This is a genomic window from Embleya sp. NPDC008237, from assembly GCF_042956465.1.
Lineage (GTDB): Bacteria > Actinomycetota > Actinomycetes > Streptomycetales > Streptomycetaceae > Embleya.
On the sequence record NZ_JBIBGL010000009.1, the window covers coordinates 316,502 to 342,070 of the forward strand.

At 72.0% G+C, this 25,569-nt stretch carries 25 protein-coding genes; 17 read left to right on the forward strand and 8 right to left on the reverse strand.

Features of this window, described 5'->3' with window-relative positions; translation table 11 throughout:
- The first annotated feature begins 258 nt into the window (after positions 1-258).
- The 8 genes from ACFZBU_RS24595 to ACFZBU_RS24630 all read left to right on the forward strand — a co-directional run bounded on the left by ACFZBU_RS24595 (position 259) and on the right by ACFZBU_RS24630 (position 6,423).
- Entirely contained in the window at positions 259-729 is a 471-nt protein-coding gene (locus ACFZBU_RS24595; RefSeq protein WP_391585773.1) for a hypothetical protein, read from the forward strand.
- Positions 730-732: 3 nt separating this feature from the next.
- Positions 733-1,479: a class F sortase gene (locus ACFZBU_RS24600; RefSeq protein ID WP_391585774.1), complete on the forward strand. Its 747-nt coding sequence runs from the start codon at positions 733-735 to the stop codon at positions 1,477-1,479.
- Between the two features lie 266 nt (positions 1,480-1,745).
- Positions 1,746-1,904: a hypothetical protein gene (locus ACFZBU_RS24605; RefSeq protein ID WP_020554395.1), complete on the forward strand. Its 159-nt coding sequence runs from the start codon at positions 1,746-1,748 to the stop codon at positions 1,902-1,904.
- 342 nt (positions 1,905-2,246) lie between these two features.
- Positions 2,247-2,771 (forward strand): MauE/DoxX family redox-associated membrane protein, encoded by a 525-nt coding sequence (locus tag ACFZBU_RS24610; RefSeq protein WP_391585775.1) that lies wholly within the window; start codon positions 2,247-2,249, stop codon positions 2,769-2,771.
- A complete protein-coding gene (locus ACFZBU_RS24615; RefSeq protein ID WP_391585776.1) occupies positions 2,771-3,313 on the forward strand; it encodes a peroxiredoxin family protein in 543 nt (180 codons plus the stop codon). Before ACFZBU_RS24610 ends, ACFZBU_RS24615 begins: the two co-directional genes overlap by 1 nt.
- The gene (locus ACFZBU_RS24620; protein ID WP_391585777.1) at positions 3,310-5,127 is read left to right on the forward strand and encodes an ABC transporter ATP-binding protein; all 1,818 of its coding nucleotides are present in this window, start codon (positions 3,310-3,312) and stop codon (positions 5,125-5,127) included. Before ACFZBU_RS24615 ends, ACFZBU_RS24620 begins: the two co-directional genes overlap by 4 nt.
- On the forward strand, positions 5,124-5,750 hold the full coding sequence (locus ACFZBU_RS24625) for a S26 family signal peptidase (RefSeq protein ID WP_391585778.1): 627 nt from the start codon (positions 5,124-5,126) through the stop codon (positions 5,748-5,750). The genes ACFZBU_RS24620 and ACFZBU_RS24625 overlap by 4 nt, the downstream gene beginning before the upstream one ends.
- A gap of 103 nt (positions 5,751-5,853) precedes the next feature.
- Entirely contained in the window at positions 5,854-6,423 is a 570-nt protein-coding gene (locus tag ACFZBU_RS24630; protein WP_391585779.1) for a septum formation family protein, read from the forward strand.
- Between the two features lie 113 nt (positions 6,424-6,536).
- On the opposite strand, the gene ACFZBU_RS24635 is transcribed toward ACFZBU_RS24630, so the two are convergent.
- The 3 genes from ACFZBU_RS24635 to ACFZBU_RS24645 all read right to left on the reverse strand — a co-directional run bounded on the left by ACFZBU_RS24635 (position 6,537) and on the right by ACFZBU_RS24645 (position 9,537).
- Positions 6,537-7,508: an ABC transporter substrate-binding protein gene (locus ACFZBU_RS24635; protein WP_391585780.1), complete on the reverse strand. Its 972-nt coding sequence runs from the start codon at positions 7,506-7,508 to the stop codon at positions 6,537-6,539.
- A gap of 128 nt (positions 7,509-7,636) precedes the next feature.
- Positions 7,637-8,767 (reverse strand): ABC transporter permease, encoded by a 1,131-nt coding sequence (locus tag ACFZBU_RS24640; RefSeq protein ID WP_391585781.1) that lies wholly within the window; start codon positions 8,765-8,767, stop codon positions 7,637-7,639.
- Positions 8,764-9,537, reverse strand: a complete 774-nt coding sequence (locus tag ACFZBU_RS24645; RefSeq protein WP_391585782.1) for an ATP-binding cassette domain-containing protein — start codon at positions 9,535-9,537, stop codon at positions 8,764-8,766. Before ACFZBU_RS24645 ends, ACFZBU_RS24640 begins: the two co-directional genes overlap by 4 nt.
- Positions 9,538-9,888: 351 nt before the next feature.
- Here ACFZBU_RS24645 and ACFZBU_RS24650 point away from each other — a divergent pair, with 351 nt between their 5' ends.
- The 4 genes from ACFZBU_RS24650 (at position 9,889) to ACFZBU_RS24665 (ending at position 14,275) form a co-directional block, all read left to right on the forward strand.
- The gene (locus ACFZBU_RS24650) at positions 9,889-11,307 is read left to right on the forward strand and encodes an AGE family epimerase/isomerase (protein ID WP_391585783.1); all 1,419 of its coding nucleotides are present in this window, start codon (positions 9,889-9,891) and stop codon (positions 11,305-11,307) included.
- 219 nt (positions 11,308-11,526) lie between these two features.
- Entirely contained in the window at positions 11,527-12,558 is a 1,032-nt protein-coding gene (locus ACFZBU_RS24655) for a LacI family DNA-binding transcriptional regulator (RefSeq protein ID WP_391585784.1), read from the forward strand.
- Between the two features lie 88 nt (positions 12,559-12,646).
- On the forward strand, positions 12,647-13,588 hold the full coding sequence (locus ACFZBU_RS24660; protein WP_391585785.1) for a carbohydrate kinase: 942 nt from the start codon (positions 12,647-12,649) through the stop codon (positions 13,586-13,588).
- Positions 13,589-13,747: 159 nt separating this feature from the next.
- On the forward strand, positions 13,748-14,275 hold the full coding sequence (locus tag ACFZBU_RS24665; protein WP_391585786.1) for a nucleotidyltransferase domain-containing protein: 528 nt from the start codon (positions 13,748-13,750) through the stop codon (positions 14,273-14,275).
- A gap of 245 nt (positions 14,276-14,520) precedes the next feature.
- On the opposite strand, the gene ACFZBU_RS24670 is transcribed toward ACFZBU_RS24665, so the two are convergent.
- The 3 genes from ACFZBU_RS24670 to ACFZBU_RS24680 are packed head-to-tail and all read right to left on the reverse strand — an operon-like array spanning position 14,521 to position 17,292.
- Positions 14,521-15,351 (reverse strand): phosphotransferase family protein, encoded by an 831-nt coding sequence (locus ACFZBU_RS24670; protein ID WP_391585787.1) that lies wholly within the window; start codon positions 15,349-15,351, stop codon positions 14,521-14,523.
- Positions 15,348-16,124, reverse strand: a complete 777-nt coding sequence (locus ACFZBU_RS24675; RefSeq protein WP_391585788.1) for a YqjF family protein — start codon at positions 16,122-16,124, stop codon at positions 15,348-15,350. Before ACFZBU_RS24675 ends, ACFZBU_RS24670 begins: the two co-directional genes overlap by 4 nt.
- Before the next feature lie 4 nt (positions 16,125-16,128).
- The gene (locus ACFZBU_RS24680; protein WP_391585789.1) at positions 16,129-17,292 is read right to left on the reverse strand and encodes an ArsR/SmtB family transcription factor; all 1,164 of its coding nucleotides are present in this window, start codon (positions 17,290-17,292) and stop codon (positions 16,129-16,131) included.
- 59 nt (positions 17,293-17,351) lie between these two features.
- Between ACFZBU_RS24680 and ACFZBU_RS24685 the strand changes: the two genes are divergently transcribed.
- The 4 genes from ACFZBU_RS24685 to ACFZBU_RS24700 all read left to right on the forward strand — a co-directional run bounded on the left by ACFZBU_RS24685 (position 17,352) and on the right by ACFZBU_RS24700 (position 23,184).
- A complete protein-coding gene (locus ACFZBU_RS24685; RefSeq protein WP_391585790.1) occupies positions 17,352-18,533 on the forward strand; it encodes an MFS transporter in 1,182 nt (393 codons plus the stop codon).
- 117 nt (positions 18,534-18,650) lie between these two features.
- Complete coding sequence (ligA, locus tag ACFZBU_RS24690) at positions 18,651-20,771, forward strand: NAD-dependent DNA ligase LigA (RefSeq protein WP_391585791.1); 2,121 nt, start codon at positions 18,651-18,653, stop codon at positions 20,769-20,771.
- A gap of 240 nt (positions 20,772-21,011) precedes the next feature.
- Positions 21,012-22,115 (forward strand): hypothetical protein, encoded by a 1,104-nt coding sequence (locus ACFZBU_RS24695; RefSeq protein ID WP_391585792.1) that lies wholly within the window; start codon positions 21,012-21,014, stop codon positions 22,113-22,115.
- Between the two features lie 259 nt (positions 22,116-22,374).
- The gene (locus ACFZBU_RS24700) at positions 22,375-23,184 is read left to right on the forward strand and encodes a putative protein N(5)-glutamine methyltransferase (protein WP_391585793.1); all 810 of its coding nucleotides are present in this window, start codon (positions 22,375-22,377) and stop codon (positions 23,182-23,184) included.
- 46 nt (positions 23,185-23,230) lie between these two features.
- Here ACFZBU_RS24700 and ACFZBU_RS24705 read toward each other — a convergent pair whose 3' ends face one another.
- Entirely contained in the window at positions 23,231-23,815 is a 585-nt protein-coding gene (locus ACFZBU_RS24705; RefSeq protein ID WP_391585794.1) for a MarR family winged helix-turn-helix transcriptional regulator, read from the reverse strand.
- Between the two features lie 164 nt (positions 23,816-23,979).
- Here ACFZBU_RS24705 and ACFZBU_RS24710 point away from each other — a divergent pair, with 164 nt between their 5' ends.
- Entirely contained in the window at positions 23,980-24,528 is a 549-nt protein-coding gene (locus ACFZBU_RS24710) for a YceI family protein (RefSeq protein ID WP_391585795.1), read from the forward strand.
- Between the two features lie 302 nt (positions 24,529-24,830).
- Here the strand turns inward: ACFZBU_RS24710 and ACFZBU_RS24715 are convergent, their stop codons facing one another.
- A complete protein-coding gene (locus ACFZBU_RS24715) occupies positions 24,831-25,463 on the reverse strand; it encodes an HAD family hydrolase (protein ID WP_391585796.1) in 633 nt (210 codons plus the stop codon).
- Positions 25,464-25,569 lie beyond the last annotated feature (106 nt).

The window sequence follows — 25,569 nt, forward strand, 5'->3', positions numbered from 1 at the left end:
TCGGTGCCAAGCTTCGTGGCGCCGGTCCGCACGGCGCAAAGCCTCGTAACACCGGACCTCACCGCGCCGAACTCCGCGGCGGCGACCCGTGCCGGTAAACCCCCGGGCGGACCCGGTCCACTCCGACGGCCGACGTGATCCACCGTTCGGCGCCCAGCGGTGGCGGCGGGTCGAGCGGCTTTTTACGTTCCTTGTAGCGGAACTTCCCCTGTAACCCGGTCTGTCGGGTTCGGTTCCGCATGTCCATTGGAGGACGAAATGCGCTGTGCCCGTCTCGCAGTCGTCGGCACCATCGTGGGTCTCACCGTATGCGGTTCCGCAGGCGCGGCGTTCGCCGCCACGCCGATGCAGGCCGACTCCGGCCGTCCCGGCGACACGGTGTTGCTGTCGGACGACAAGCACTGCACCGCGAACACGGCGACCGCTTCCTCGGACGCGTTCACGGCCGCGGCCACCCTGACCCGTGACGGCGACGAGGTCAAGGGTCAGGCGACCATCAAGGACGTGGCCACCGGCGACTACGAGGTCAAGGTGGTCTGCGGCGAGGGCCAGGAGCTGATCGGCAGCCTGCACGTGATGGGCGCCGCGCCGACCACGGCGTCCACGGCCGGGTTCGGCGGGGTCGATTACGGCGACCCGGCGCTGCGCGTGGTGGGTGGTCTGGTACTCGCGGGCGCGGCCGGCACCGGCTTCGTCGCGCTGCGCCGCCGGGCCTCGAACCTCGCCTGACCGATGACCCGTTCCGCACCCGAGGCACCCGTGAGTGCCGCGGATCGGCAGCACCGACCCGCCGGCCGTCGCCTGCTCTGGGCGGCGGCCAGTGGCGTGCTCGCGATCGGCGGCACAGGTCTGCTGTACGCCGGGTACGACACCTCCGCACCGCCACCGCGCCCGCCCGCCGCCGCGGCCGTGCCGATCGCCCCGCCCACGATGCCGGCCCCGGATGCCCCGGCGCCCGCGGATCCCGGCGATCCCGCGGCGCCCGCCCCGCCTGTCCCGCCTGCCCCGCCGGCCGAGGCACCGCCGATGCGCGCGTCGATCCCGACCCGGATCCGGATCCCGGAGTTGGGCATCTCGGCCCCGCTGGCCCGGGTCGGCCTGGACGAGGCGGGCGGCATCGACGTGCCGGCGCAGGGGGATCGCAACCTGGCCGGCTGGTACCAGGGCGGCGTGACGCCCGGACAGAAGGGCACCGCCTCGATCGCCGGCCACGTGGACACCGCCGCCGGACCCGCCGTCTTCTATCCGCTGGGCGCGCTGCCGCGCGGCTCCCGGATCGAGATCGACCGCGAGGACGGCAGCGTCGCGGCCTTCGTGGTGGACGGGGTCGAAATGTTCGCCCGGAACGAGTTCCCCGCCGCGCGGGTATTCGGCGACGCGGCCCGGCCGGAGTTGCGGCTGCTCACCTGCGGCGGCACCTACAGCAAGAAGAGCCACTACTCCGGCAACGTCGTGGTTTTCGCCCACCTCGTCCCGTAAGCCCGCCGAATCCGCGCGGGCATGCCATTTCCCGGGCATCGACGCATGTCGGCGCCCGGGCGGGGCCGGAAGCGACATATCGAGCCTATCCGTCGATTCGGCGAATCGCACCGATTCACGGGCGTAGGTCGTCGGGAATTGGGCGGGTCGCCCATTTCTTGATCATCTCCGATGGTTGGTGATTTGGGTCTTGCGAATAAAAAGGGGGACTGGCAATAATCCAATTACCAATCCAAACGGCCCACCCGGCCGGGAGAGGAGACGTCATGATGCGTCTCGCCGATCGCCTGCTGAACCGACTGACCCAAAAGGCCACGGTCGAGGCAGGCTGTAGCAACACCTACTTCTGTGGTGGGGGCGTGCTCTTCCTGTACCAGTGCTGCAAGGACGAGGGCTGCACCACCACGCGCGTCGGCAACTGCTGACCTCGGCCCGGGAGCCGTCGACGGGCGGGGTTCGTCCGCCTTGTCCCGTCGCGGTCGTTGGTGATATTCCGCGATGCAATATCGCACTGCGGGATTGACCACAGCGGGATTCATTATCCCGCCGTCGTTATCGGCGCGGATCACTCACAAGGTGGCCGCGCCGAGGATCGCATCGACAACCTGCGTCCGACGTCGGTACGACACGTATCCTCGCCACGATGAATCCGGCGAATTTGCGTGGAGTAAACCCTCGGAATGCGTCGGGCGATCCTGCCGGACTCGACGGCGGGCGGCGAGCTTTCGCCGCCCGCCGTTTCCGCGCGCCCAAAAAGGGGGATAGCCGTGGGCTACATATATGTGGGCTGTGCCGGTCTGATCGGCCTCGTATTCGCCGCCTCCGCGGTCACCAAGCTCCGCGATTTCACCGGCTTCGTCGACTCGATCCCGGGCCTGGTGCCCATGCGGGCCCGGTCGACCCGGCCGATCGGTTGCGCGGTGGTCGCCGCGGAGACCTCGGTCCCCGTACTCGTCCTGCTCCCGCCGACCCGCGGCCCGGGCTTCGTGGTCGCCGGCGTGCTGCTCGCCGCGTTCACCGCGGCCGTCGGAGCGGCGCTGCGCCGCGGTCGGCGCTCCCCCTGCCGCTGCTTCGGCGCCTCCGACACCCCGCTGGGCGCGCGCCATCTGGTGCGCAACGGCGTCCTGCTCGCCGCCTCGATCGCCGGGTTGTCGGCGACCGGCCTCGACCCCTCCGCCGATCTGCTGCCCCCGCTCGCCGGCAGCGCGGTCGCGGCCGTGGCCGGACTGGTCGGCGCGCTCCTGATCATCTCCCTGGACGACATCGTCGATCTGTTCGCGAGGAATGCCTGATGCCCATACTTGTCGTCGCCGTCGTGCTCGTCGGCCTGGTGACCGCGTTGAACCTGGTGCTTGTGCTCGGCGTGCTGCGCAGGCTGCGTGGCCAACAACCGCAGACGCCGCACTCCGCGGGGCCGCCGATGGAACTGCGACCCGGCATGCGCCCCGGCGTGTTCACCGCCACCACGACCACCGGCGAGCAGGTGGGCGACCACGACATGGGCGGGCTGGTCGGGTTCTTCTCCGCCGGCTGCGAGCCCTGCCACGTGCAGGCACCGCGCTTCGCCGAGCGGGCCCGCGCACTGGGCCGCGAGCGCACGCTGGCAGTGATCGCCGGCGACGATGCCGAACTGCTCGCGCTGTTGACGCCGGTGGCCCGGGTGGTCGTGGAGGAGTACGACGGGGTGGTCCAGGCGGCGTTTCGCAATGCCTGGACGCCGGCGATGTACCTGCTCGGCGAGGACCGACGGGTGGTGGCGGCCGGCCTGAAGACGACGGACCTGCCCACCACCGATCTGCCCACCGGTCACCGGGCCGGCAAAGCGCACGCGTGAGTGCGCGGATCGCGGCCCGCGACCTGTTCGCCGCCGCCCGCGAGGCGGTGTCGCTCACCTTCCACGCGGCCCCCGCCCAGGCGGTCGGATCGCTGGCGGTGACGCTGGGTTCGGCAGGCGTGCCGATCACCATCGCGTGGCTGACCAAGCTGGTCATCGACCGACTCACGAGCGGACACGGCGCCATCGGCGGCCTGGCCGTGGCACTTGCGATCACCGGACTGGTCGCCACCATGCTGCCGGGAATCGGCCGCTACCTGCGCGCCCAGATCGGCCGGGCCACCGGCGTCGTGGGCACCGACCGCCTGTTCGCCGCGGCCGAACGCCAGGTGGGGCTGCGCCGGTTCGAGGACCCGGCGTTCCTGGACCGACTGCGCCTGGGACAAAGCAGCACGTCGAGCTTCGGCGTCCTGGTGGACGGCGCGGGCGGCACCCTCCAGGGCGCGCTGACCCTGGTCGGCTTCGTCGGCTCGCTGCTGATCCTCAGCCCGATGATGACCGGCCTGGTGCTGCTCGCCGCGGTCCCGGTACTGGTCGCCGAGCTGCGGTTGTCCCGGCTGCGCGCCACGATGCAGTGGGACTTCGAGCAGGTGCACCGCCGGGAGTTCTTCTACGGCCGGCTGCTGACCGACGTCGAGGCGGCCACCGAGATCCGCCTCTTCGGCATCGGCCCGTTCCTGCGCACCCGGATGATGCACGAGAGGCGCCGCGCCAACGAGGCCGAACGCCGGATGGACCTGCGGGAGTTCGCCACCCAGGCGGTGCTTGGCGCAGTGGGCGCCGCGGTCGCCGGCGGGGGTCTGTGGTGGGCCGTCGCCGCCGCCCGGCGCGGCACGCTCAGCGTCGGCGACGTGACCATGTTCGTGGCCGCGGTGGGCGGCATCCAGGCGGCCCTGGACCGCCTGGTCTCCTCGATCGCCTCCGCGCACGGCCAACTGCTGGGCCTGACCCATTACGTGGCGGTCGCGCATGCCGAACCCGATCTGGTCTCGGCGACAACGACCGTCCCCGCGCCGGAGCCCGGTGCGGGCATCGAGTTCCACGACGTGTGGTTCCGCTACAGCGACGACCACCCCTGGGTGCTGGGCGGTGTCGACCTGCGCATCCCGCGCGGCCGGGCGGTGGCACTGGTGGGACTCAACGGCGCGGGCAAGAGCACGCTGGTCAAGCTGCTGTGCCGGATGTACGACCCGACCCGGGGTCGGATCACCTGGGACGGCGTGGACCTGCGCGACATCCCGCCGACCGAACTGCGCGGGCGGATCAGCGCGGTGTTCCAGGACCACATGAACTACGACATGACCGCCGCGGAGAACATCGCCCTCGGCGACCCGGACAGCCTGACGGACCGGGCCCGGATCGAGGCCGCCGCCGAACGCGCGGGCATCCACGACAGGCTCGCCGCCCTGCCGCGCGGCTACGACACGCTGCTGACCCGGATGTTCTTCAGCGAGGCCGACAAGGAGGACCCGGACACCGGCGTGGTGCTCTCCGGCGGCCAGTGGCAACGCCTGGCCCTGGCCCGGGCGTTCGTGCGCACCGGGCGCGAGCTGATGATCCTGGACGAGCCCAGTTCGGGCCTGGACCCGCAGGCCGAACACGAGGTGCACGCCCGGATGCGCGAACACCGCGAGGGACGCACCAGCCTGCTCATCTCGCACCGGCTCGGCGCGGTGCGCGACGCGGACCTGATCGTGGTCCTGGACGGCGGACGCATCGTCGAACAGGGCCCGCACGAGATGCTGCTCGACCGCGAGGGCCACTACGCGAGCCTGTTCCGGCTCCAGGCGGCCGGCTACCAGGAGGCGAAGTGAAAACCCGACGGCTCGCGCCCGCCCTGTTCGCGACCACCGGACTCGGCGCCGCGGCGCTGTTGTGGGTGCAACGACGCTATCTGGTGGCCACGGTCGAGGGCCCGAGCATGGAGCCCACGCTGTTCCCGGGCGATCGTTTGCTGGTGCGCCGCACCGGGCGGGTGCGCGCCGGTCAGGTGGTGGTCGTCCGCGTCCCCCATCCCCCGGTGGTGGCCGGACTGCCGCCGGGGCTACGGGGGTTGCCGCCGAACGCGCTTGCCGCCGTCCCGGAGCGCACCGATCTGGCCCCGGCGCCGCACGGCCGGTTGATGGTCAAGCGGGCGGTGGCTGTGGCGGGCGATCCGGTGCCGGTGGACCGGTTCCCGGTGCTGCGCGACGCCGCCGGGCAACCGGTGCCCGCGCACGCCATCGTCGTGCTGGGCGACAACGCGGCGTCGAGTTGGGATTCGCGCGCCTACGGCTTCGTGCACCGCGACCAGGTGGTCGGGGTGGCGGTGCGACGGATCGCGCCGCCGGGTGGCCCACGAACTTCCCGTGCGGGGCTGGTGTGGGAGGCGCCGACGGACGAGAATCGCAGCGGATCGGAAACGGGTGCACCGGACGGTGAACGAAGAGGGACCTGATTCTCTCGGCTTCGCAAAAAAATCAAGCACCGTTTCCCTCGACGTTTCGGTGAGGGATCGCGCAAGGATCTTGGGCGTCCCGAAGCGAAAGGTTGTGTCCCACATGCCCACCTCCCACCGCCTGCGCATGATTGCGCCGGCCGTGGCCGGAGTCGTCGCCGCCACCGCCCTGCTCTCCGGCTGTCTCGGCGACGACAAGGACGACAAGGGCAGCAAGTCTCCCGTCGTCCCTTCGACCGCATCACCCACGGGGAAGGCCACCACGAGCCCGACCGGCAAGCCGGGCGGCACCACGAAGCCCACCGGCACCGCGAGCGGCACGTCCACGGCCGACATCATCGACGCCTTCACGTACAAGACCGGCCAGTGCATCAACCAGGACGGCGCCAAGACCACCGACGTCTCCTGCGCCAAGCCGCACAGTGGCCAGGTCGGCAAGGCCTTCGACCTGCCGGCGACGGTCACTCCGACCACGCCGGGCTACGAGGACAAGGTCGGTGATCTGTGTGAGCAGTACATCGGCCCCCTCCTGGAGCGGCAGCCCGCGTCGCCCAAGCTCACCTTCTCGTACTCGTACCCGCTCGACATGAAGTCCTGGAGCAGCGGCAACCACCAGGCCGCGTGCATCATCCAGCGCGAGGACAAGCAGCCGCTGACCACGATCGTCAAGTAGCGGACGGCGGCCACACGGCAGCCGACCGCCGCTCGCGACCGGCCCCGGAGGGGCCGGGGCCGGTCGCGGGTCGGGGACGGGCGCCGTCGAGCGCCGGGCGTGCGGTGCTCGGGTCAACAGGCGCCCTTGTAGAGGTACTTGCTCACGTCGGGCTGGTCCACGTTCTCCTTGGTGACGGCCACCAGGTCGGTGGAAATGGACTTGGGGACCGGCTTCTTGTCGAGAGCTGCGACCGCCTGTTCGACGCCCTGGGAGCCGATGTCGAACGGCTTCTGCGCGATCAGGCCCTGGATGGAGCCCCTGCGCAGGGCCTCGACCTGTTTCGGGGTGGCGTCGAAGGCGACCAGTTTGACCTGGCCGGCCTTGCCGGCCTGTTCGATGCCGGTGGCCGCGCCCTCGCCGCTGAACACGTTGGCCGCGAAGACGCCGACCAGGTCGCGGTGCGAGGCGATCGTCGAGGTGACGATGGAGGCGGCCTTGGCCGGGTCGTCGTCGTTGTACTGCACACCGAGGTAGGTGATGCCCGGGTGCTTCTTGATCTCGGTCTCGAAGCCCTTCAGGCGGGCGTCCGTGGTGGAGATGCCCGGTTTGACGCTGATCGCGGCGACCGTGCCGCGGTCCTGGACCAGGTTGGCCAGAGTCTGTGCGGCGAGCATGCCGCCGCGTTCGTTGTCGGAGGAGATCGCGGTCTCGCGAATCGAGCCGTCGTCGAGCTTGGTGTCCACCTCGATCACCTTCGCACCGCGGGACTTGAGCTGCTGTTCCGGCCGGCGCAACGCCTGGGTGTCGGTGGGCGCGATCAGTACGGCGTCCGGGCTCTTGGCGGCGACGGCGTTGACCACCGGAGTCTGGAGCGAGGCGTCCCACTTGTCCGCACCGGTCACGTCGAGCTTGACGCCGAGTTCCCTGGCCTTCTGCTGTGCGCCGCAGGCCATCGAGATGTAGAACTCGTCGCCCTTGACGCCCTGGACGAAGGTGATCTTGCGTCCGCCCCCGGAGCCGCTGTCGCTGTCGCCGCCGCACCCGGCGAGGGTGGCGGCCGCGCTCAGGGCGATGGTCACGGCGACGTACGTCGGTGTCTTCATCGGGCAGTGCCTCCTGGCGGTGGTGGGGCGAAGCGATCGGCCGCGGCCGGCCGGCGGCCGGGACGGATGACGGGTCGGGCCGGATGGCGGGTCGGGCCGGGCGGGCCTCCGGGTGCGGCCCCGGGTGGTCAACGGCGTTGCAGGCTGCGGCGGCGCAACTGGTCGGCGTACACGGCCGCGATCAGCACGGCGCCGACCGCGACGCTCTGCCAGAACGGCTGCACGCCCAGGATGACGAAGCCGTTCTGCAGGATGGCGGGGATGAAGACGCCGATCAGCGTGCCGACGACGGTGCCGACACCGCCGAACAGGCTGGTGCCGCCGAGGACGACGGCCGCGATGGCGCCGAGCGAGTCGTTGGCGTGGCCGCCGATCGTGGTGGTGGTGAAGCGGGCGAGGGACAACACGCCGGCGAGTCCGGCCAGGGTGCCCGACAGGGCGTACACCTTGATCATGTGTCGGTCGACCGCGATGCCTGCCCGGCGGGCCGCCTCGGCGTTGGAGCCGACCGCGTAGGTGCGCCGGCCGAATCGGGTGGTGGACAGCGCGAGTGCGCCCAGCGCGGTGACCACCAGGGCGATCACCACCAGCCAGGGGATGCCCAGGAATCGGCCGTTGCCGATCGTGTCGGTGAACCGGGTGGGCACGCCCCGGACGTCCTGACCCTCCGTCAACACCTGGGCCAGGCCCAGTGCCATGCCCAGGCTGCCGAGCGTGACGATCAGCGCGGGCACCTTCGCCTTGGCGATCAGGAATCCGTTGAACGCGCCCCACGCGGCGCCCGCGGCGAGACCGGCGAGCACGCCGAGCAGGATCGCGCCCCAGCCTGCGTCCGGCCCGGCGACGGCGGTCATCGTCTTGGCCGCCGCGACGCCGGCGAACACCAGGACCGAGCCGACCGAGAGATCGATGCCGGCCATGATGATCACGAAGGTCATGCCGACGCCGACGATCAGCAACACCGCCGCGTCGGTGGCCACGTTGCGCAGATTGAACGTGGTCGGGAACTGCTCGGGTCGCATGATGGAGAAGGCGGTCACCAGCACCATCAGGACCAGGAAGGTCCACCACGAGTTGCTCCGGGCGAGCCGGCGCCACAGCACGCGGCGGATGAACGATCCGGCGTCCGGGGAGTCGGAGCCGGGGTGTCGCGGGTGCTCCCGGGATTGTGCGCCGCCCCGGTCCACGGGTTGTTCGTCGGCTCGGTGCGCATCCGGGTCGGGGTGCCCCGGCGGGGTGTCCGTCTTGTCGAGGTTCATGCCGGTGCTCCTTGCACGTCGAGTCCGTCCAGGGCGCCGGTCATCGCGCCGACGAGTTCCTCCACGGTGGTGTCCGCGGCGGTCAGGCTCGCCACCCGCCGACCCAGGCGCAGCACTTCGACGCGGTCCGCGACCGACAACACCTCGGGCATGTTGTGGCTGATCAGGACGACCGCGATGCCGTTGTCCCGGACCCGGCGGATCACGTCCATCACCCGGCCGCGCTGGAGCACGCCGAGCGCGGCGGTCGGCTCGTCCATGAAGATCACCTTGTCCGCCCAGGCGACCGCACGGGCGATGGCCACGCTCTGGCGCTGACCGCCGGAGAGCGTCCCGATCGGGGCGTCGATGTCCTGCAACTCCACGCCGAGCCGGGCGAACGCCTCGATCGCGCGCTCGCGCATCGTCGCCTTGTCCAGTACGCCCAGCCGCCCGGCCAGGCCGCGGCGCAACAGTTCGCGGCCCAGGAAGAGGTTGGCCGCGCCGTCCAGGTCGGGCGCCAGGGCGAGGTCCTGGTAGACCGTCTCGATGCCCAACTCCTGCGCGTCCGTGGGTCGTTCCATGCTCACCTGGCGGCCCTCGAAAAGGATTTCGCCGGCGTCCGGCCGTTCGGTGCCGGCGAGGGTCTTGGTGAGCGTGCTCTTGCCCGCGCCGTTGTCACCGATCAGCGCGACGACCTCGGCCGGGAAGACGGTGAAGTCGGCGCCGCGCAGGGCCTGGACCTGGCCGTACCGCTTGACCAGGCCCCGACCTTCGATCAGGGGTTGCACGTGCCCAACTCCTTCGGGTTGTCGGGTCGTTCCCCGCGAGCCGTCTCGGCCGGCGGCCGGGGCGCCACGAGTTCGCACGTGTGTCAGGACGGGGACGAGAGGGGTCGATGCCGCCGACCGTCTGACAACGGTGTCAGTACAGTGCTGGCCAGCTGGACGAGTGTCAAGAGTTTCGCGGATCTCGACCTTCACTCGGAACTCGCGCTGATCTGTCGGGGATTGAGGTGATTGCCCCGACGGGCTCAGCCTGCGCGGGCCGTCGACGAGGATGTTCACGGTCCGGATGTCGACAGCTCATCGGCGGCCCAGTACGGTCTGAATGACAACGATGTCAGAGGGAGTGTGCGGCACATGGTGGCTGAACCCCTGGGGGGCTCCCCCGAACACGCGGCGTGGCTCGACGCGGAATGCGACCGGCTGCTCCGGTTCGCCCGGGGCGCACGGTTGGCCGAGGGCGGGTTCGGGTGGCTGGACGACACCGGTCGGCCGGTCGCGGACGGGGTGCTGCACACGTGGGTGACGGCCCGGATGACGCATGTGTTCGCGTTGGCGCAGTTGCGGGGGGCCGGCGGCGGGGCGGCCCGGGGAGCTGCGGACGGCGGGGGCGTGGGTGGTGGCCGTACGGAGGGCGGCGGTTGGCAGGGTGGCGGTGTGGACGGCGACGGTACGGAGCCTGCCGGTGCGCACGGCGGCACCGACCGGGCCGGTGCGGACCCCGGCCGGGCCGGTGACGTCGGCCCGGACGAGGCGGCGGCGCTCGTGGCGCACGGGCTCACCGCGTTGACGGAGCTGCTGCGGGACCGCGAACACGGCGGCTGGCATCCGGTGGTGGACCGGTCCGGGCGACCCGTACTCGACGCCGAACGCCTCGACGGGAAGCGCATGTACGACCACGCGTTCGTCGTGCTGGCCGCCGCGAGCGCGTGCGCCGCAGGCCATCGCGGCGCCCCTGCCCTGCTCGCCGAGGCCCTGGACGTGGTCGAACGCCGGTTCTGGGAGGCCGACCGGGGCGCCTGCGCCGAATCCTGGGACCGGGCCTGGACCACCGGCGAGGCCTATCGGGGCGCCAACAGCAACATGCACGCCGTCGAGGCGTTCCTGGCCGCCGCCGACGCCACCGGCGAGCATCGATGGCGCACCCGCGCACTGCGCATCGCCGGCCGAGTCGTGCACGAGCACGCCCGGGCCAACCACTGGCGGCTGATCGAGCACTTCGATCCGGGCTGGGCGCCGCGCCGCGAGTACAACCGCGACCGTCCCGCCGACCCGTTCCGCCCGTACGGCGCCACCGTCGGCCACGCCTTCGAGTGGTCCCGGCTGCTGCTCGCCCTGGCCGCGTCGTTGCCGGATCCACCCGAGTGGCTGCGCACCGACGCGGTGGCGCTGTTCGCCGCGGCGGTCCGCGAGGGCGGCCACGCGGACGGCCGGCCGGGCTTCGTGTACACGCTCGACTGGACCGGGCGACCGGTGGTCCGTACCCGGATGCACTGGGTCCTGGCCGAGGCGATCGCGGCGGCGGCGGCACTGCATCGGGCCACCGGGGTCGCCGACTACGATGACTGGTACCGAGCGTGGTGGGAGCATGCCGACGCCGTGTTCCTGGACCGGAAGCACGGCAGCTGGCACCACGAACTCGACCCCGACGCGCGGCCCTCGGCCACCGTCTGGCAGGGGAAACCCGACGCGTACCACGCGGTACAGGCCACCCTGCTGCCCCGGCTGCGGTCCGCCCCGACCCTCGCCGAGGCATTGCGTCGGGCCGCCTGCTGAACCGAACGACCCCCGCCCGACCCGACTTCCCGCTTCCTGCCCCGCCGTCCGCCTCACGCTTGCCACCGCGGCTTCCCGCTCCGATCCGACCCCGGCCCACGTGCCGGTCCCACGTCCCGGTACCGGTACCACTCCCCTTCCCGCTCCCGGTTCCGGTTCCGGGAACAACGCACCATGGGTGCCGGGTGCGAGCCCGGCCGCTCGAAAGGTAGGACCCCGATGGCCGGCCCGACGACCCCGGAACGACCGCGTGGGCGCGGTCGCACCACGATGAAGGACGTGGCCGCCCTCGCCGGCGTCGGCATCAAGACCGTCTCGCGGGTGATCAATGGTGAGCCGAACGTCAGCGCCGTGAAACAGCAGGCGGTGTGGGCGGCCGTCGCGCAGACCGGGTTCCGCCGCAACGACAGCGCGGCGCAGCTGCGCTCGGGTCACACCTCCAGCATCGGCCTGGTCCTGGAGGACGCCGCGGATCCGTTCTCCTCCGCGCTGACCCGGTCCATCCAGGACATCGCCCATCAGCACGGCACGGTGTTGTTCAGCGCGTCGTCCGCGGAGGATCCGGACAAGGAGCGCGATCTGGTCCTGGCGTTGTGCGCCCGCCGGGTGGACGGGCTGATCGTGGTCCCGGCCAGCGGCAGTCACCGCTATCTGCTGCCGGAGATCGAGGCCGGGATGGCGTGCGTGTTCGTCGACCGCCCACCGGGCGACATCGAGGCGGACACCGTCCTCGTGGACAACGTCGGTGGCGCCCGCAACGGCGTCGATCACCTGATCCGGCACGGACATCGGCGGATCGCGTTCATCGGCGACCGGCTGGAGATCTTCACCGCCCGCGAACGCCTGCGCGGCCATCGCGAGGCATTGACGGACGCGGGCATCGATCCGGACCCGCGGCTGGTGTACAACGGGCCGCCGTACGGGGAGGAACTGCGGGCGTGGTTGCGGGCGATGCTCGGCGGGTCCGATCCGGCGACGGCGGTCTTCTGCGGCAACAGCCGGTTCACGGTGGAGACCCTGCGCGAGATACGCCGCTCGCCGGTGCAGCCCGCCCTGGTCGGTTTCGACGACTTCGAACTCGCGGACATGCTCACCCCGGCCGTGACCGTGGTCGCCCAGGACCCGTTCGGCATCGGGCAGGCCGCCGCGCACCTGCTGTTCCGTCGCCTCGGGGGCGATTCGACCCCGGTGCAGCACATCCACATGCGCACCCGTCTGATCCCGCGCGGTTCCGGCGAGGTCGGTCCGTGACCGGCCCCGCACGCACCGCCGCCCGGCCGGTCGAGGCCGGCTCGTGCGTCACCCGTCCGAACTTCGGTCCAGCCAGGAAGGCCACCGCATGATCACCGTGATCGGCGAGGCGTTGATCGACCTCGTATCCGTCCGGGGCGGTGATCCGGTCGCCCATCCCGGGGGCAGTCCGGCCAATGTCGCGGTGGGGCTGGGGCGGCTGGGCGCGCCGGTGCACCTGATCACCCGTTACGGGGCGGACCCGCACGGCGAGTTGCTGGCGGCGCACTTGGCGGCGAGTGCGGTCGAGGTGGCACCGCAGAGCCGGTCGACGGGGCGCACCAGCGTGGCGCGGGCCGATCTGGACGCGGCGGGTGCGGCGACCTACACCTTCGACATCGTCTGGGAGTTGCCCGATGCGGTCGGCGTCCCGCCCGGGTCCCGGTGTGTGCACACCGGTTCGATCGCGGCGACGCTCGCTCCGGGCGCGGACCCGGTGCGGCGCGTACTGGCGGCCGAACACGCGCGGGCGCAGGCGGTGGTCTCCTACGATCCGAACTGCCGGCCGTCCCTGATGGGCGATCCGGAGCCGGCCCGAGAGCGGATCGAGTCCCTGGTGGCCCTGTCGGACGTGGTCAAGGTCAGCGACCAGGACCTCGAATGGCTGCATCCGGGAAGCGACTTCGCCGACGTGGCGGATGCCTGGCTGGCACTGGGCCCGGGGCTGGTGGTGGTCACCCGGGGCGCCGAAGGCTCGTACGGCGTGTGTCCCGCGGGTCGGGCCTCGGCGCCGGCCCGAGCGGTGCGGGTGGTGGACACGGTCGGTGCGGGCGACGCGTACACGGCCGGTCTCCTGGACGCGCTTCGCCGTCGGGGTCTGCTGGACCCCGCCGGCATCCGGCGCCTCGACCCGGCGACGCTCGGCGCGCTGCTCGCGGACGCGTCGCTGGTCGCGGCCCTCACGTGCTCGCGAGCGGGCGCGAACCCACCCACCGAAGCGGAGCTCGGCGCGTATCGCCGCGAGCACGGGCTCGCGTCCGCGCCGGAGTAGGGGCGCGGGCTCCGATCGACGCGCGCGGTCCGGCCGGGACCCGATGCCGCCGCGGTCCCTTCCCCGAAGGTCGGGCGGAGGGTCGTTTTCGGTCACGGGTGGATGACGGCGTGGCGAAGACCGCCCCGGGGCCGGTTGCGCGAGCCCTACGGTAATCCCATGACTGTGTCGTCGGATGCCGACCGGCAGCTCGCACTGATCGTCGAAGTCCAGGACCTGGCCCGGGAGTTGGGTATACAGGTCTGGTTGCGTGGCGGATGGGCAATGGATTTCTTCCTGGGCCGGACAACCCGGGAACACAATGATGTCGACTGGTTCGCGTGGGCTCGGGACGCCCCGGCGCTGACCGCAGCGTTCGCCGCGCGAGGATTCGTTCGCTTGGCGCGGGCTCCCGCCGAGCAACAACTCGATTACACGGCGGGCGGCGTGGAGTTGGGTTTCGCCTTCTTGGCCCGTGATCCGGACGGCCACGTGATCGTGGCCGGCGGGCCGTGGGCGGGCTCCCGCTGGCCGGAGGGGATGCTGGAGACGCCTCCGGGCAAGCTGGGCGGGGTGTCCTGCCCGATCATCTCGCCCGAGGCACAGATCGAGATCAAGCTGATGACGCCCACGTGGATGCCGCATCGGCCACGTCGGGCCAAGGACCTCGAGGACATCGAACGACTGCGGGAGGGGTTGGCCGGGTAGACCGCGCGGACGGGTCGTCGTGATTGCAGTGGGGGTGCGACGGCCGCGTGGGAGTGGGGGCGGTGGGGCGACCGACGTGGGGTCGGCGTCCGGAGGCGACCGGCGTGGGGTCGGCGCCTCGGGGGTGTGGTCGACAGAACGATCCGTCCGGGCATCCGCCCCCGCTTCGCCGTGCCCGCATCGGCCGGCCGGATTTCGCGGGTCGTCGGGCATGGGGTATCCCCCACGGCGGGCGATCCGGCGGGCTATCCGACCGGTTCCAGGTGGGCCAGGAGCCGTGCCGCCTGGCGTGTCAGCGTGCCGGGTGGGTTGCGGTGATACCCCGGGCTGTCCGGCAGCAACATCAGCAGCCAGACGAGGGACAACAGGGTCCGGAAGTCGCGCAGTCGTTCGATCTCCGGATCGGTGAGTTCGAAGCAGGACAGGAGGAACTCCGTATCGGCGTCGGTGCCGGCGGGCCACATCGAGACGTGCTCGACGAGCTCCGCCAGTTCGAACGCCCGGTCGCTGCGGCCGGAGATCTCGAAGTCGACCAGGCGTACCCGCGTGCCGTCCCACAGGTAGTTGGCCAGGTTTCCGTCCGACAGGCCGAACACCGGCCGGATTCCCGGTCCCGGTTCCGGCGGTGTGTGCCACGCGGACAACCACGCGCATCCGGACTCGAAGGCTCGCGCCACGAGCGGGTCCGAGCCGAGGTCGCGCCCGCCGGTGCTCCACGCCCGCGCCTTGCCCTCGACCACGGGCGGATACCAGGTACAGGCCGGCAGTGTCACGACCTCCGCCGTGGGGATCGCGTCGTGCAGCATGCCGATCGCCTCGGCCAAGGCTTGCAGTTGCTTCCGGTCGAGGTCTCGTCCGCGCAGTGGCACGCCCGCGAGTCGGGACATGACCACGACGGGTGGTTCGCCGTCGAGGTCCTCCCGGATCGGTTCCGGCGCCAGGCCCGGCGCGTATCTCGCCAACAGGCCCAGCGCCCGCCATTCGCGCAGCGGCTCCGCCCGCTCGCGCGAACGGAATCTCTTGACGACCACGTCGTCACGAAACTCGATGTCGTGCGTGCTCCACGTCTCGCTCACCGCCGCACGCTACCCCCCCGGGGGCCGACGGGTCGGGTACCGGTGATCGGGAGGGGTGGACCGAAGCGGACCGGGACGCCGGGCGAGTAGAGCACGCTGTCCGGTTCGCCGGTCGCCTCGGGCAGGCCGGCGGCGGCGACCAGGTCGTCGTCGAGATGCAGCAACTCGGCGTGGCGGAGCGGCCATTGCGGGTGCGCGTTGGGCAGGTAGAGGGTACGGCCGGCGACGCGGGTGTGCAGGCCCCAGCGGGCGGTGACGAAGTGTTCGAGCGGGCCGGGGTCGGTCACCGGTGCGCCGACGCGCACCTCGACCGTGCCGCCCCGCGGGGCGCCCTCCAGGCGGTGTCGCCGCGTCGTGTAGCGCACCCGGTCGCCGGTCCGGTCGATGCGCATGCGGGCCCATCGGTACGGGAGTCGCAGCGTGGCCCGGGCGGTCAGCACGGGCAACAGGCGGGCCGCCTCCAGCGAGCGGAAGACGACGCCGCGCCGGCCGGCGCCGTCCACGGAGTACAGCCGCACGTTGGTCTCCGCGAAGGTACCCAGCCACGGCACGCCGGGCAGGCGCAGGAATCCCACGCCCACCATCCGGAACGGCACCAGCCCGACGTAGGTCACGCCGTCCAGGACGTCCGGCCGGGTCCCCTCCGGGAGCAGCGGGGCAACTACGTCGGGTGGCACGGCCCAGTGCACGAAGGTGAGTTCGCTCCAGCGCTGGGTGAGCAGCACGTGCCGGATGCCGCGCGGCGACAGCGCGGTGACGGGTTCGGTCCTCATCCGGTCATGGTGGCCCATCCCGCCCGCCCGCGCGGACCGCCTCGCCGCCGACGGTGCGCGGCTCGGCGCCCGGTCGGCCCGATCGGGGGGCGGGGTCGCCGTCGGGCCTGCACGGCGCGGGCCCGGTCGCGGCGACGTCGGGCCCGGGGGTTCGGGGCGGATTCGGGCCGGTCGGCTCGGCGACCGCGGTGTGTGGTCGGTCCGGGGTCTGGGCGGCGATCAGGGCTTCGCCGGTGGGTGAGCGGTAGTACAGGACGGAGCGGCCGGAGCGGCGGCGCAGGACGAGGTGGGCGTCCAGGAGGACCTTGAGGTGGCGGCCCACCGAACCGAGGCCCTGGCCGGTGAGGGCGACCAGTTGGGTGGTGCTCTTGGGGGTGTCCAGGCGGCTCAGGACGCCGGCCCGGGCCGGCCCGAGGAGGCGGGCCAGCGGGTCGGGACCGGCCGGGCGGTGGGCGTCGGCCAAGGCGCCCGAGCACGGGTAGATCACCGCGTAGTGCCGCTCCTCCTCCCAGGCCACCCAGCCGCGGCCGGGGGTGACCGGCACGAACGACAGGCGGGCGCTGCCGAGTTCGCGCGGAGGGTAGTCGTTCGCGTTGATCCGCAGTCGGCTCGCGCCCAGCCAGCGCATGCCCGGGCGCAGGTCGTCCAGGGCCGCCGCCCAGCCGCCGCGGCCGAGTTGGCCGGTGCGGGCGACGATGTCGGCCTCGATGATCCGCCGTCGGCGTGGCCAGTCCGGTCGGACCACCCGCGTCCACACCCAGTCCAGGATGTCCGCGGCGCGTGGGCCGAGGTCGGTCCGGCGCAGCGCGGTGGGCAGTGGGCCGCCCATCGACACCTCCAGATCGGCCCGGGCGACCGGCTCCGATGTGCCGCGGATCCCGGCCAGTTCCGCGGCGAAGGCCGGTTCGCCGGTCAGCGGCGGCGGGGGCGTGAGGAAGTCCGCGTTCCAACTGCCGCCGAGGCCGATCCGCAGCAGCAGGGCGGTGACCGGATCCTGGGCCAGCCGGGCCCGATAGGCGGGCAGGTGCGCGTCCAGCCAGGTCCGCTCGCCGGGATGCGCGGCCGTACCCCGTTGCAGCGTCTTCAGCGTCGCGGTGACCTCGGCCAGCGGCGAGATCGCGAATCGGCTGCCTGCGAGGGTATCCGCGTCGACCCGCCACCACCCCATGCTTTCGCCTCCCGGCGAAACAGTAACGCCCGGGCCCCGCCGGGCTCGAAGCTCTGGACATGCGCACCTACCGAGAGCTCTTTCGAGCGCCGGAATACACGCCGCTGTTCGCCACGTCCTCCGCGCAACTGGCCGCGACCAACGTCGGCGGACTGGCGTTGGGCACGCTCGTCTACGACCGGACCGGCTCGCCGTTGCTGGCCGCGTTGGGCATGTTCGGCGGTTCGCTCGCGCAGGTGATCGGGGCGACCGCGCTGATGTCGGCCGCGGACCGGTTGCCGCCGCGGGCCGCGATGACGGTGATCGGGCTGATCTTCGCCGCGGGCACCGCCGCACTGGCGATTCCCGGACTGCCGCTGTGGGCGGTGTTCGCCATCGTGTTGGGCGAGGGCGCGGTGGCCGCGGTGGGCGGCGGCGTGCGCTACGGGCTGCTCAACGAGATCCTGCCGAGGGAGGGTTTCCTGCTCGGGCGCTCCGTGCTCAACATGAGCAGCGGGGTGCTCCAGATCGTCGGGTTCTCGCTCGGTGCCGTGCTGGTCACGGTGCTGTCCGCGCGCGGCACTCTCCTGGTGGCCGCCGGGTTGTACCTGCTCGCGGCGATCGTGGCCCGGTTCGGCCTGGCCCGACGGGCTCCGCGTGCGTCCGGTCGGCCGTCGGTCGCCGAGACCTGGCGCAACAACACGGTGTTGTGGTCGGTCAAGCCGCGCCGCTACATCTATCTCGCGCTGTGGGTGCCCAACGGGCTGATCGTCGGCTGCGAGTCGTTGTTCATCCCGCTCGCACCCGACCACGCGGGCCTGCTCTTCGCCTTCGCGGCGCTGGGCATGCTTGCCGGGGACGTGCTGGGCGGGCGATTCGTGCCCGCGCCGTGGCGGCGCCGGTTGGGGGCGCCGATGTTGCTGCTCCTGGCCACGCCGTACCTGCTGTTCGCGGTACACCCCCCGCTGCCGCTCGCCCTGGCCGTGGTCGCGGTGGCCTCGGTCGGATATTCGGCGACGCTGTTGTTCCAGGAACGGTTGATGGCGATGACGCCGGACGAGCTGAGCGGGCAGGCGCTGGGGCTGCACTCGTCCGGGATGGTCGCGATGCAGGGCGTCGGCGCCTCGATCGCCGGCGGGATCGCCCAGGTCACGTCGCCGACGACGGCGATCACGGTGCTTGCCGGGGCGTCCATCGCGGTCACCCTGACGCTCGCGGCGGGGCTGCGGGCGCACCCGGGGTCGGTGCTCCGGGAGGCGTGAGGGGCGGGCGGCCTTCGCCGGGTCGGGGTGACGCGAGGCGGGCGGCGGGCCGGGTCGGGCGTCGCGCCGGACCGTGCCGATCAAGGTGATGTCGGTCCCGTTCGAGAGGATGTGCGCATGACCGACACCCCGGCGCCGGCCGCCGTTCTCGCCGACTTCGACGCGTACGCCCAGGCCGTCGAGGCAGTGACCGCCGCCGCGCGGGCCTACTACGGCGGCGCCGACTCGACCGTCGACGACGACACGTACGACCGACTGCTGCGCGGGATCGGCGCGTACGAGCGCGAGCACCCCGACCGGGTGCTCGCCGAGTCGCCGGTCGGCAAGGTCGCGGCGGGCGCGCTGCCGGGCGGGGACGTGCCGCACACCGTGCCGATGCTCAGCCTGGACAACGTCTTCGATCCCGAGGGGCTGGCCGCGTGGGCCGCGTCGCTGGAGCGGCGGATCAAGCGGCCGGTCGCGGCGCTGACGGTGGAGCCGAAGATGGACGGCCTGGCGGTGGCGGTGCGCTACCGCGAGGGCCGGCTCGACCGGCTGGTCACCCGCGGCGACGGCATCGCCGGTGAGGACGTGTCGCACGCGATCGGCACCATCGTCGGTCTGCCGGACCGGTTGAGCGAGCCGGTCTCGATCGAGGTGCGCGGCGAAGTCCTGCTCACCGCCGAGCAGTTCGAGAGCGCCAACGAGATCCGTCGGGAGCACGGCGCAACCGTGTTCGCCAACCCGCGCGGTGGTGCGGCGGGCACGCTGCGGGCCAAGGATCGGCCGTACGTGATCCCGATGACCTTCTTCGGCTACGTGGCACTGCCGCTGCCGGACGACGAGAGCACGTTCGCCGAGGAGTTGCGCACCGCCGACCACTCCGCGGTGATGGCCCGGGTCGAGGCACTCGGCGTGCTGACCACCGGGCGCACCTCGGCGCGGCTGCGCGTGTGTACGAGCATCGAGGACGTACAGGCTGCGGTCGACGAAATCGCCGCGGCGCGGGCGGAACTGCCGTTCGGCATCGACGGCGTGGTGATCAAGGCCGATGCGGCGGCCGACCAGGCCGACGCGGGCAGTGGAACGCGCGCGCCGCGCTGGGCGATCGCGTACAAGCTGGCCGCCGTGCACAAGATCACCCGACTCGTCGGCGTGGACTGGGCGGTGGGCCGGACCGGGGTGGTCGCGCCGCGCGCGATCCTGGATCCGGTGGAGATCGACGGCAGCGTCGTCGGCTTCGCGACGCTGCACAACCCGGCCGACATCGAGCGCCGCGGGCTGATGATCGGCGACCGGGTCAGCGTGTACAAGGCGGGCGACATCATCCCGCGGGTGGAGGCGCCGCTGGTGCACATGCGCACGGGCGACGAGACGCCGATCGAGTTCCCGACCGCGTGCCCGCAGTGCGGCGGCGAGTTGGACACGACACAGCAGCGCTGGCGGTGCGCACAGGGCCGCGCGTGCGGTCTGCAGGCCGGGATCCTGTACGCGGTGGGCCGCGACCAGCTCGACATCGAGGGCATCGGCGGCCGGATCGTCACGCAACTCGTGGCCTCCGGCGCGGTCGCCGACATGGCCGACCTGTTCACCTTGACCCGCGAACAATTCCTGGCCCTGGACCGGGTGGACAAGATCGCCGACAAGCTGCTGGCCGGCATCGAGGAGGCCCGGGGGAAGCCGCTCAGCCGGGTGTTGTGCGCGCTCGGCGTACGGCTGACCGGTCGGTCGATGTCCCGCCGGATCGCGCGGCACTTCGGCACGATGGACGCGATCCGTGCGGCCGACGTGGAGGCGATGACGCAGGTCGAGGGCATCGGTCCCGGCAAGGCCGCGGTGATCGTCGCCGAACTCGCCGAACTCGCCGAGGTGATCGACAAGTTGGTCGCCGCCGGGGTGAACATGACCGAGCCCGGCGTGCGACCGGGAGCCGGTGCGCCGGCTGCGGATGCCGGTGCCGCTTCCGGTGCCGAGCAGGCGAGCGATGCGGCACCGGTCGAGGCCGGCCCGCTGACCGGGAAGTCGGTGGTGGTCACCGGTTCGATGTCCGGGCCGCTCGCCGCGCTGTCCCGCAACGAGATGAACGAACTGATCGAGCGCGCCGGCGGCACCGCGTCCTCGTCCGTGTCCGCCAAGACCGCCCTGGTCGTCGCCGGGGACAAGGCCGGGTCCAAGCGGGCCAAGGCGGAGAAGCTCGGCGTGGCGATCATGACTCCGGAGGAATTCGCCGATCTGGTGGGGGCATTGCTTCCGACATGAGCGACGGGGAACGGCGGGTGACCGGGTGGCGTGCACCGGTCGCCGTCGTCCCGACCCAGGGAGCTTTTCCGACGATCCATAGCAGATCGACTATCGCCCCGAGGTGGAAACGGGCGATATCGGTGTGCGGTGCGTCGGACTCCGGCATCGTCGCGTTCGGGAGCCGGTGGTGGCCGAGAGGGTCCGCAACATGCGAAAACCCCTTGGCCGCACCACCCTTCGACGACGAATGGAGTCCCCATGGTCGAGGCACATCCCCCGCGAATACCGCTGCCGTTCGCCCTCGACCGCAATCCGCACGCGCCCGAAGCGGAATGCCGGCTGCTGGACTGGGCCCGACGGCACCGGCTGCTCGATCGCCCCGGCATCGAGAAGCGATTGGTCGGCGCGCGACTGGGCGACCTCGCCGCCTACACGCATCCCGATGCCGCGCCCGAACTGCTGTGCCTGTACGCACAGTTCATCGCATGGCAGTTCCTCGCCCACGACCGCTACGCGGAACCCGAGGAACACCCCGCACATCCGGGTGAGCCCCTGATCGGCCAGATCGAGTCGGTGTACCGCACCGGTCGGGCGGACCCGGCGGCCGGAGCGATGGCGCACGCGCTCGCGGACATCCTGGGGCGGGTCTATCCGGCCATGAGCGCCGAGTGGCGGGATCACTTCGTCGTCGAGTGTGTGCAGACGCTGCATCGGGTGGCCCGTCCACCGGCCGGCGCCTCGCCCGGGGCGGCCCGCGAGCACGCGTGCGGCGTGGACGCGTACATCCGGCATCGTCGGTTGGCCGGCGGGCAGTTCCCGTGCCTGCTGCTCGACGAATTCATCGCCGGCGGCGAGCTTGCGGCGGCGATCCGGGACGGCGCCGCGTACGACGACATCCGCAACGCCGAGGCGGACGTGGTGTCCTGGACGAGCGACTACTACGCGTCCCGGGACAGCGCCGGCACCGACTCGCCGGTCGACCTGGTCGGGCTGTTGGCGTACACCGAGCATGTCGGACGCGAGCACGCGGAGGCGGCGGTGGCGGCGCGGATCCAGGATCGGGTGGCCGACTTCATGGCGGCCCGGCGCGCCTTGCAGGGTGCCGCCGGCGGTGCGGCCACGGCCGATCCGGAGGCCGAACTGCTGCTGCGGCGCTGCGTTTCGGCGATGCACCATCGCATGGCCGGGACGGAGGCGTGGGCGTGGGAGAACGTGCGCAGCGTCGGCCGTCGACCGGGCATCGGCCGGGGCCGCACCGCCGGGGGCGGGCTGCACGTTCCGGAGTACGTCGCGGACCTGCTCGATGTGCGCGGTCGGCCGCGAGGATGGGACGGGGGCGCCGCGGGGCATCGGTGGCCGTAGGGCCTGCCCCGGATCCCACGTCGGTCCACCACCGGGTACGGCGCGGGATGCGGGCGCGGGTCGGGAGACCCCGGCGCGAGCCGCGCTCGGTGTCGGGTAGTCTTGCCGCCGCGCCCAACCCTGGGCGGACCGGGTTCGAATTCGAGGAGGTGGCACCGATTACCGCTGTATCAGGTCGGGTGCTCTCCTTCCACGACCGTGCGGTCCACTTGGCATAGGTGAGTCCGCGAGAGCACCCTTCGGCATCCGAAAGGCTCTCATGTCGGTTTCCGCATCACCCTGCCCCACGTCCGTGATCGTCACCAGGCTGCGTACCGCCGGCTGTGTCTTCGCCGAGGACGAGGCCGAGTTGCTCATCGCCGGTGCCGCCGACCCGGTCGAACTGGCCGTCATGGTGGATCGCCGCGTCGCCGGTCTCCCGCTGGAACACGTGCTCGGTTGGGCCGAGTTCCGCGGCCTGCGGATCGCCGTCGACCCCGGCGTGTTCGTACCGCGCCGGCGCACGGAGTTCCTGGTCGAGCAGGCCGTCGCGGCGGCCCGGCCGGGGGCCGTCGTGGTCGACCTGTGCTGCGGCTCGGGCGCTCTGGGCGCGGCCCTGGTCGCGGAGGTGGACCGGGTCGAGTTGTACGCCGCCGACATCGACCCGGCGGCGGTGCGGTGCGCGCGGCGCAACATCGCGGCCGACCGGGTCTTCGAGGGGGACCTGTTCGCGCCGCTGCCGACGACGTTGCGCGGGCGGATCGACGTGCTGATCGCCAACACGCCCTACGTGCCGACCGGGGAGATCCCACTCCTGCCCTCGGAGGCCCGGATCCACGAACCCCGGGTGGCCCTCGACGGCGGCTCCGACGGGTTGGACATCCAGCGCCGGGTCACCGCGGCGGCCCCGCGATGGCTCGCGCCCGGCGGCCGGCTGCTGGTCGAGACGAGCGAGCGCCAGGCACCGCACGCCGTCGAGGTCTTCCGCGCCGCGGGCCTGATTCCGCGAGTCGTCGAGTCCGAGGAGTGGTACGCCACCGTGGTGACGGGCACCCGACCCCCCGACCGTATGCCCGATTCCCTGGGTTGATCGGCAGGCCGTGCAGGCTCGCCCCGGCGCCCGGCGTCACGATCCGCTAACCGGCGTCGCCATTGCAGGCGGTGTCGTCGAGCGGACAGTCCATCCCGGTGTCGATCTCCTCGACGTCCGCATCGCCGCCCGTCCCCTCCACCGCGGCGGCTGCCGCTGCTCGTGCGCTCGCGCAGACCACGCCCAGGCCGTCCTGGATCGCGCGCCCGATCTCGGCCAGCGCGACCACCTGGGTCGGCGTCAGCACATCGAACAGGTGCTGGTGCACCGTCGCCGCGTGGGTCGGCCCCGCGGCGGCCAGTGCGGCCAGCCCCTCGTCGGTCAGGCGCGCGACCCAGCCCCGGCGATCGCCCTGGACCGGGCAGCGGGAAACCCAGCCCGACTTCTCCAGTGCGGTCACCGCGTGCGAGACCCGGCTGGTCGACGACAACGCCGCCGCGGCCAGCTCGCTCATCCGCATCTTCCGGTCCGGTGCCTCGGCGAGCAGGCCCAGGATCTCGAAATACGTCATCGGCATGCCCGTCTCGCGGCGCATCCGCCGGTCCAGATGGGCCGCGAGTTCCCTGGTCCCGGTGAAGTACGACTGCCAGATCTCTTGCTCGGAAGGAGTCAGCGAATCGTCGTCGGTCATGACGACAGCATAAGACTTGTTGAATCATCAACTTATAGCTGCTATGTTCCTGAGCGTTCAACAAACGTCGCGGCGGTCCACGGTCCGCGCCGGCGGACCCACCGAACGCCGGAACCGCACTGCACCGCACCCACACCGCACCCACACCGCACCAAGGAGCTCCCATGACCACCACCGTCGAGACCATCCCCGGCTACGTCGCGGGCACCTGGACCATCGACCAGGTCCACTCGGACGTCTCGTTCTCCGTACGTCACCTGGGCGTGGCCAAGGTCCGCGGTCGCTTCGACGACTTCGGCGGCTCGATCGTCACCGCCGAGAACCCGCTCGAATCGTCGGTCACCGCCACCATCGAGACCGCCTCGGTCAACAGCAACAACAAGATGCGCGACGACCACATCCGCAACGAGGACTTCCTCGACACCGACAAGTTCCCGCAGCTGACCTTCGTGTCCACCGGCATCCGCGCCGAGTCGTCCCTGGTCTACCGGGTCGACGGCGACCTGACGCTGCGCGGCGTGACCAAGCAGGTCACCCTCGAACTCGAACTCAACGGCTTCGGCACCGGCTTCGACGGCAACCCGGTCGCGGGCTTCACCGCCACCACCGAGATCAGCCGCGGCGACTTCGGCGTCACCGGCGGCCCGGCCGGCGCAGCGGTCGGCGACAAGATCACCATCGTTCTGGAGATCGAGGCCAAGCAGGAGGCGTGACACCCGCGTGCCGACCGGCTCGCGATCCGAGCCGCTGTCGGCACACCCCGCGCATCGAGGCGAGCCCAGACTCCGGTCCGCCGACGCCCCGACCCCGGTCGGACGTCGGCGGACCGTTGCCGTATCACGGCCCCAGCCGTCGGATCCGCCCGTCGACCCGCCGTTCGATCCGCCCGCGAGGGCCACGCAGGCGGCGACCGTCGCGCCGGGTGGGAACGTCGGGACTTCGGCGGGCACTTCGGGGTGGGCCTGCCGCCCGAGGGTGCCGGATGGGGCGCCGCCCGGGGCGTCGGCCGCGGTGCTCACCGGACCGATCCGGTGGCCCGGGTCCGGTCGAGGTCGGCGCGCAGCGTGGGAGTGTCGGTGAACAGGAGCGACTCGATGCCCACGGCCCTGGCCGCGTCCAGGTTCTCCGGGCGGTCGTCGATGAACAGGAGTTCGCTTGGCTGTGCGTCCAGTTGCGCGCACAGGTGGTGGTAGATGCGCGGGTCGGGCTTGGCCAGGCCGAGGTCGGCGCTGAACACCCGATGGCGGAACACCCGGGCCCACGGCTGCTCGTCGATCCGGCGGGCCATTTCGATGGGGGCGTTGGACAGCAGCGCCAGGGCCACTCCCCGGTCGGCGAGCCCGGCCAGTTCGGCCAACAGGTCGAGGGTGTCCTGGTTCAGGTGCATCCAGGCGGCAAGGTCGCCGGCCACCAGCAGGTCGAGCCGGTCCCGGTCCGGTACCGGACGATCCAGGCGGGTGCACAGGCCGCTCCAGAACTCGGCGGCGCCGAGCGTGCCCGCGTCGTAGGCCGCACGATCGGGCCAGTAGGCGGACCAGAACTCCGCCGGGGTGACCCCGACGGTGCGGGCCAGGGCCTCGCTCGCGTGGTCCGGCGGCGGCAGGCAGATGACCCCGCCGAAGTCGAAGACGATCCACTCGGTGCGCATGGGAGCTCCTTGATCGAGTCGCCGGGACGGCCTGACGGGTGTGGACGGCTCCGGGCCGCCGGGCACGGCTCCGGATGACGGTGGACGCCTGACGGACCCGCACCGC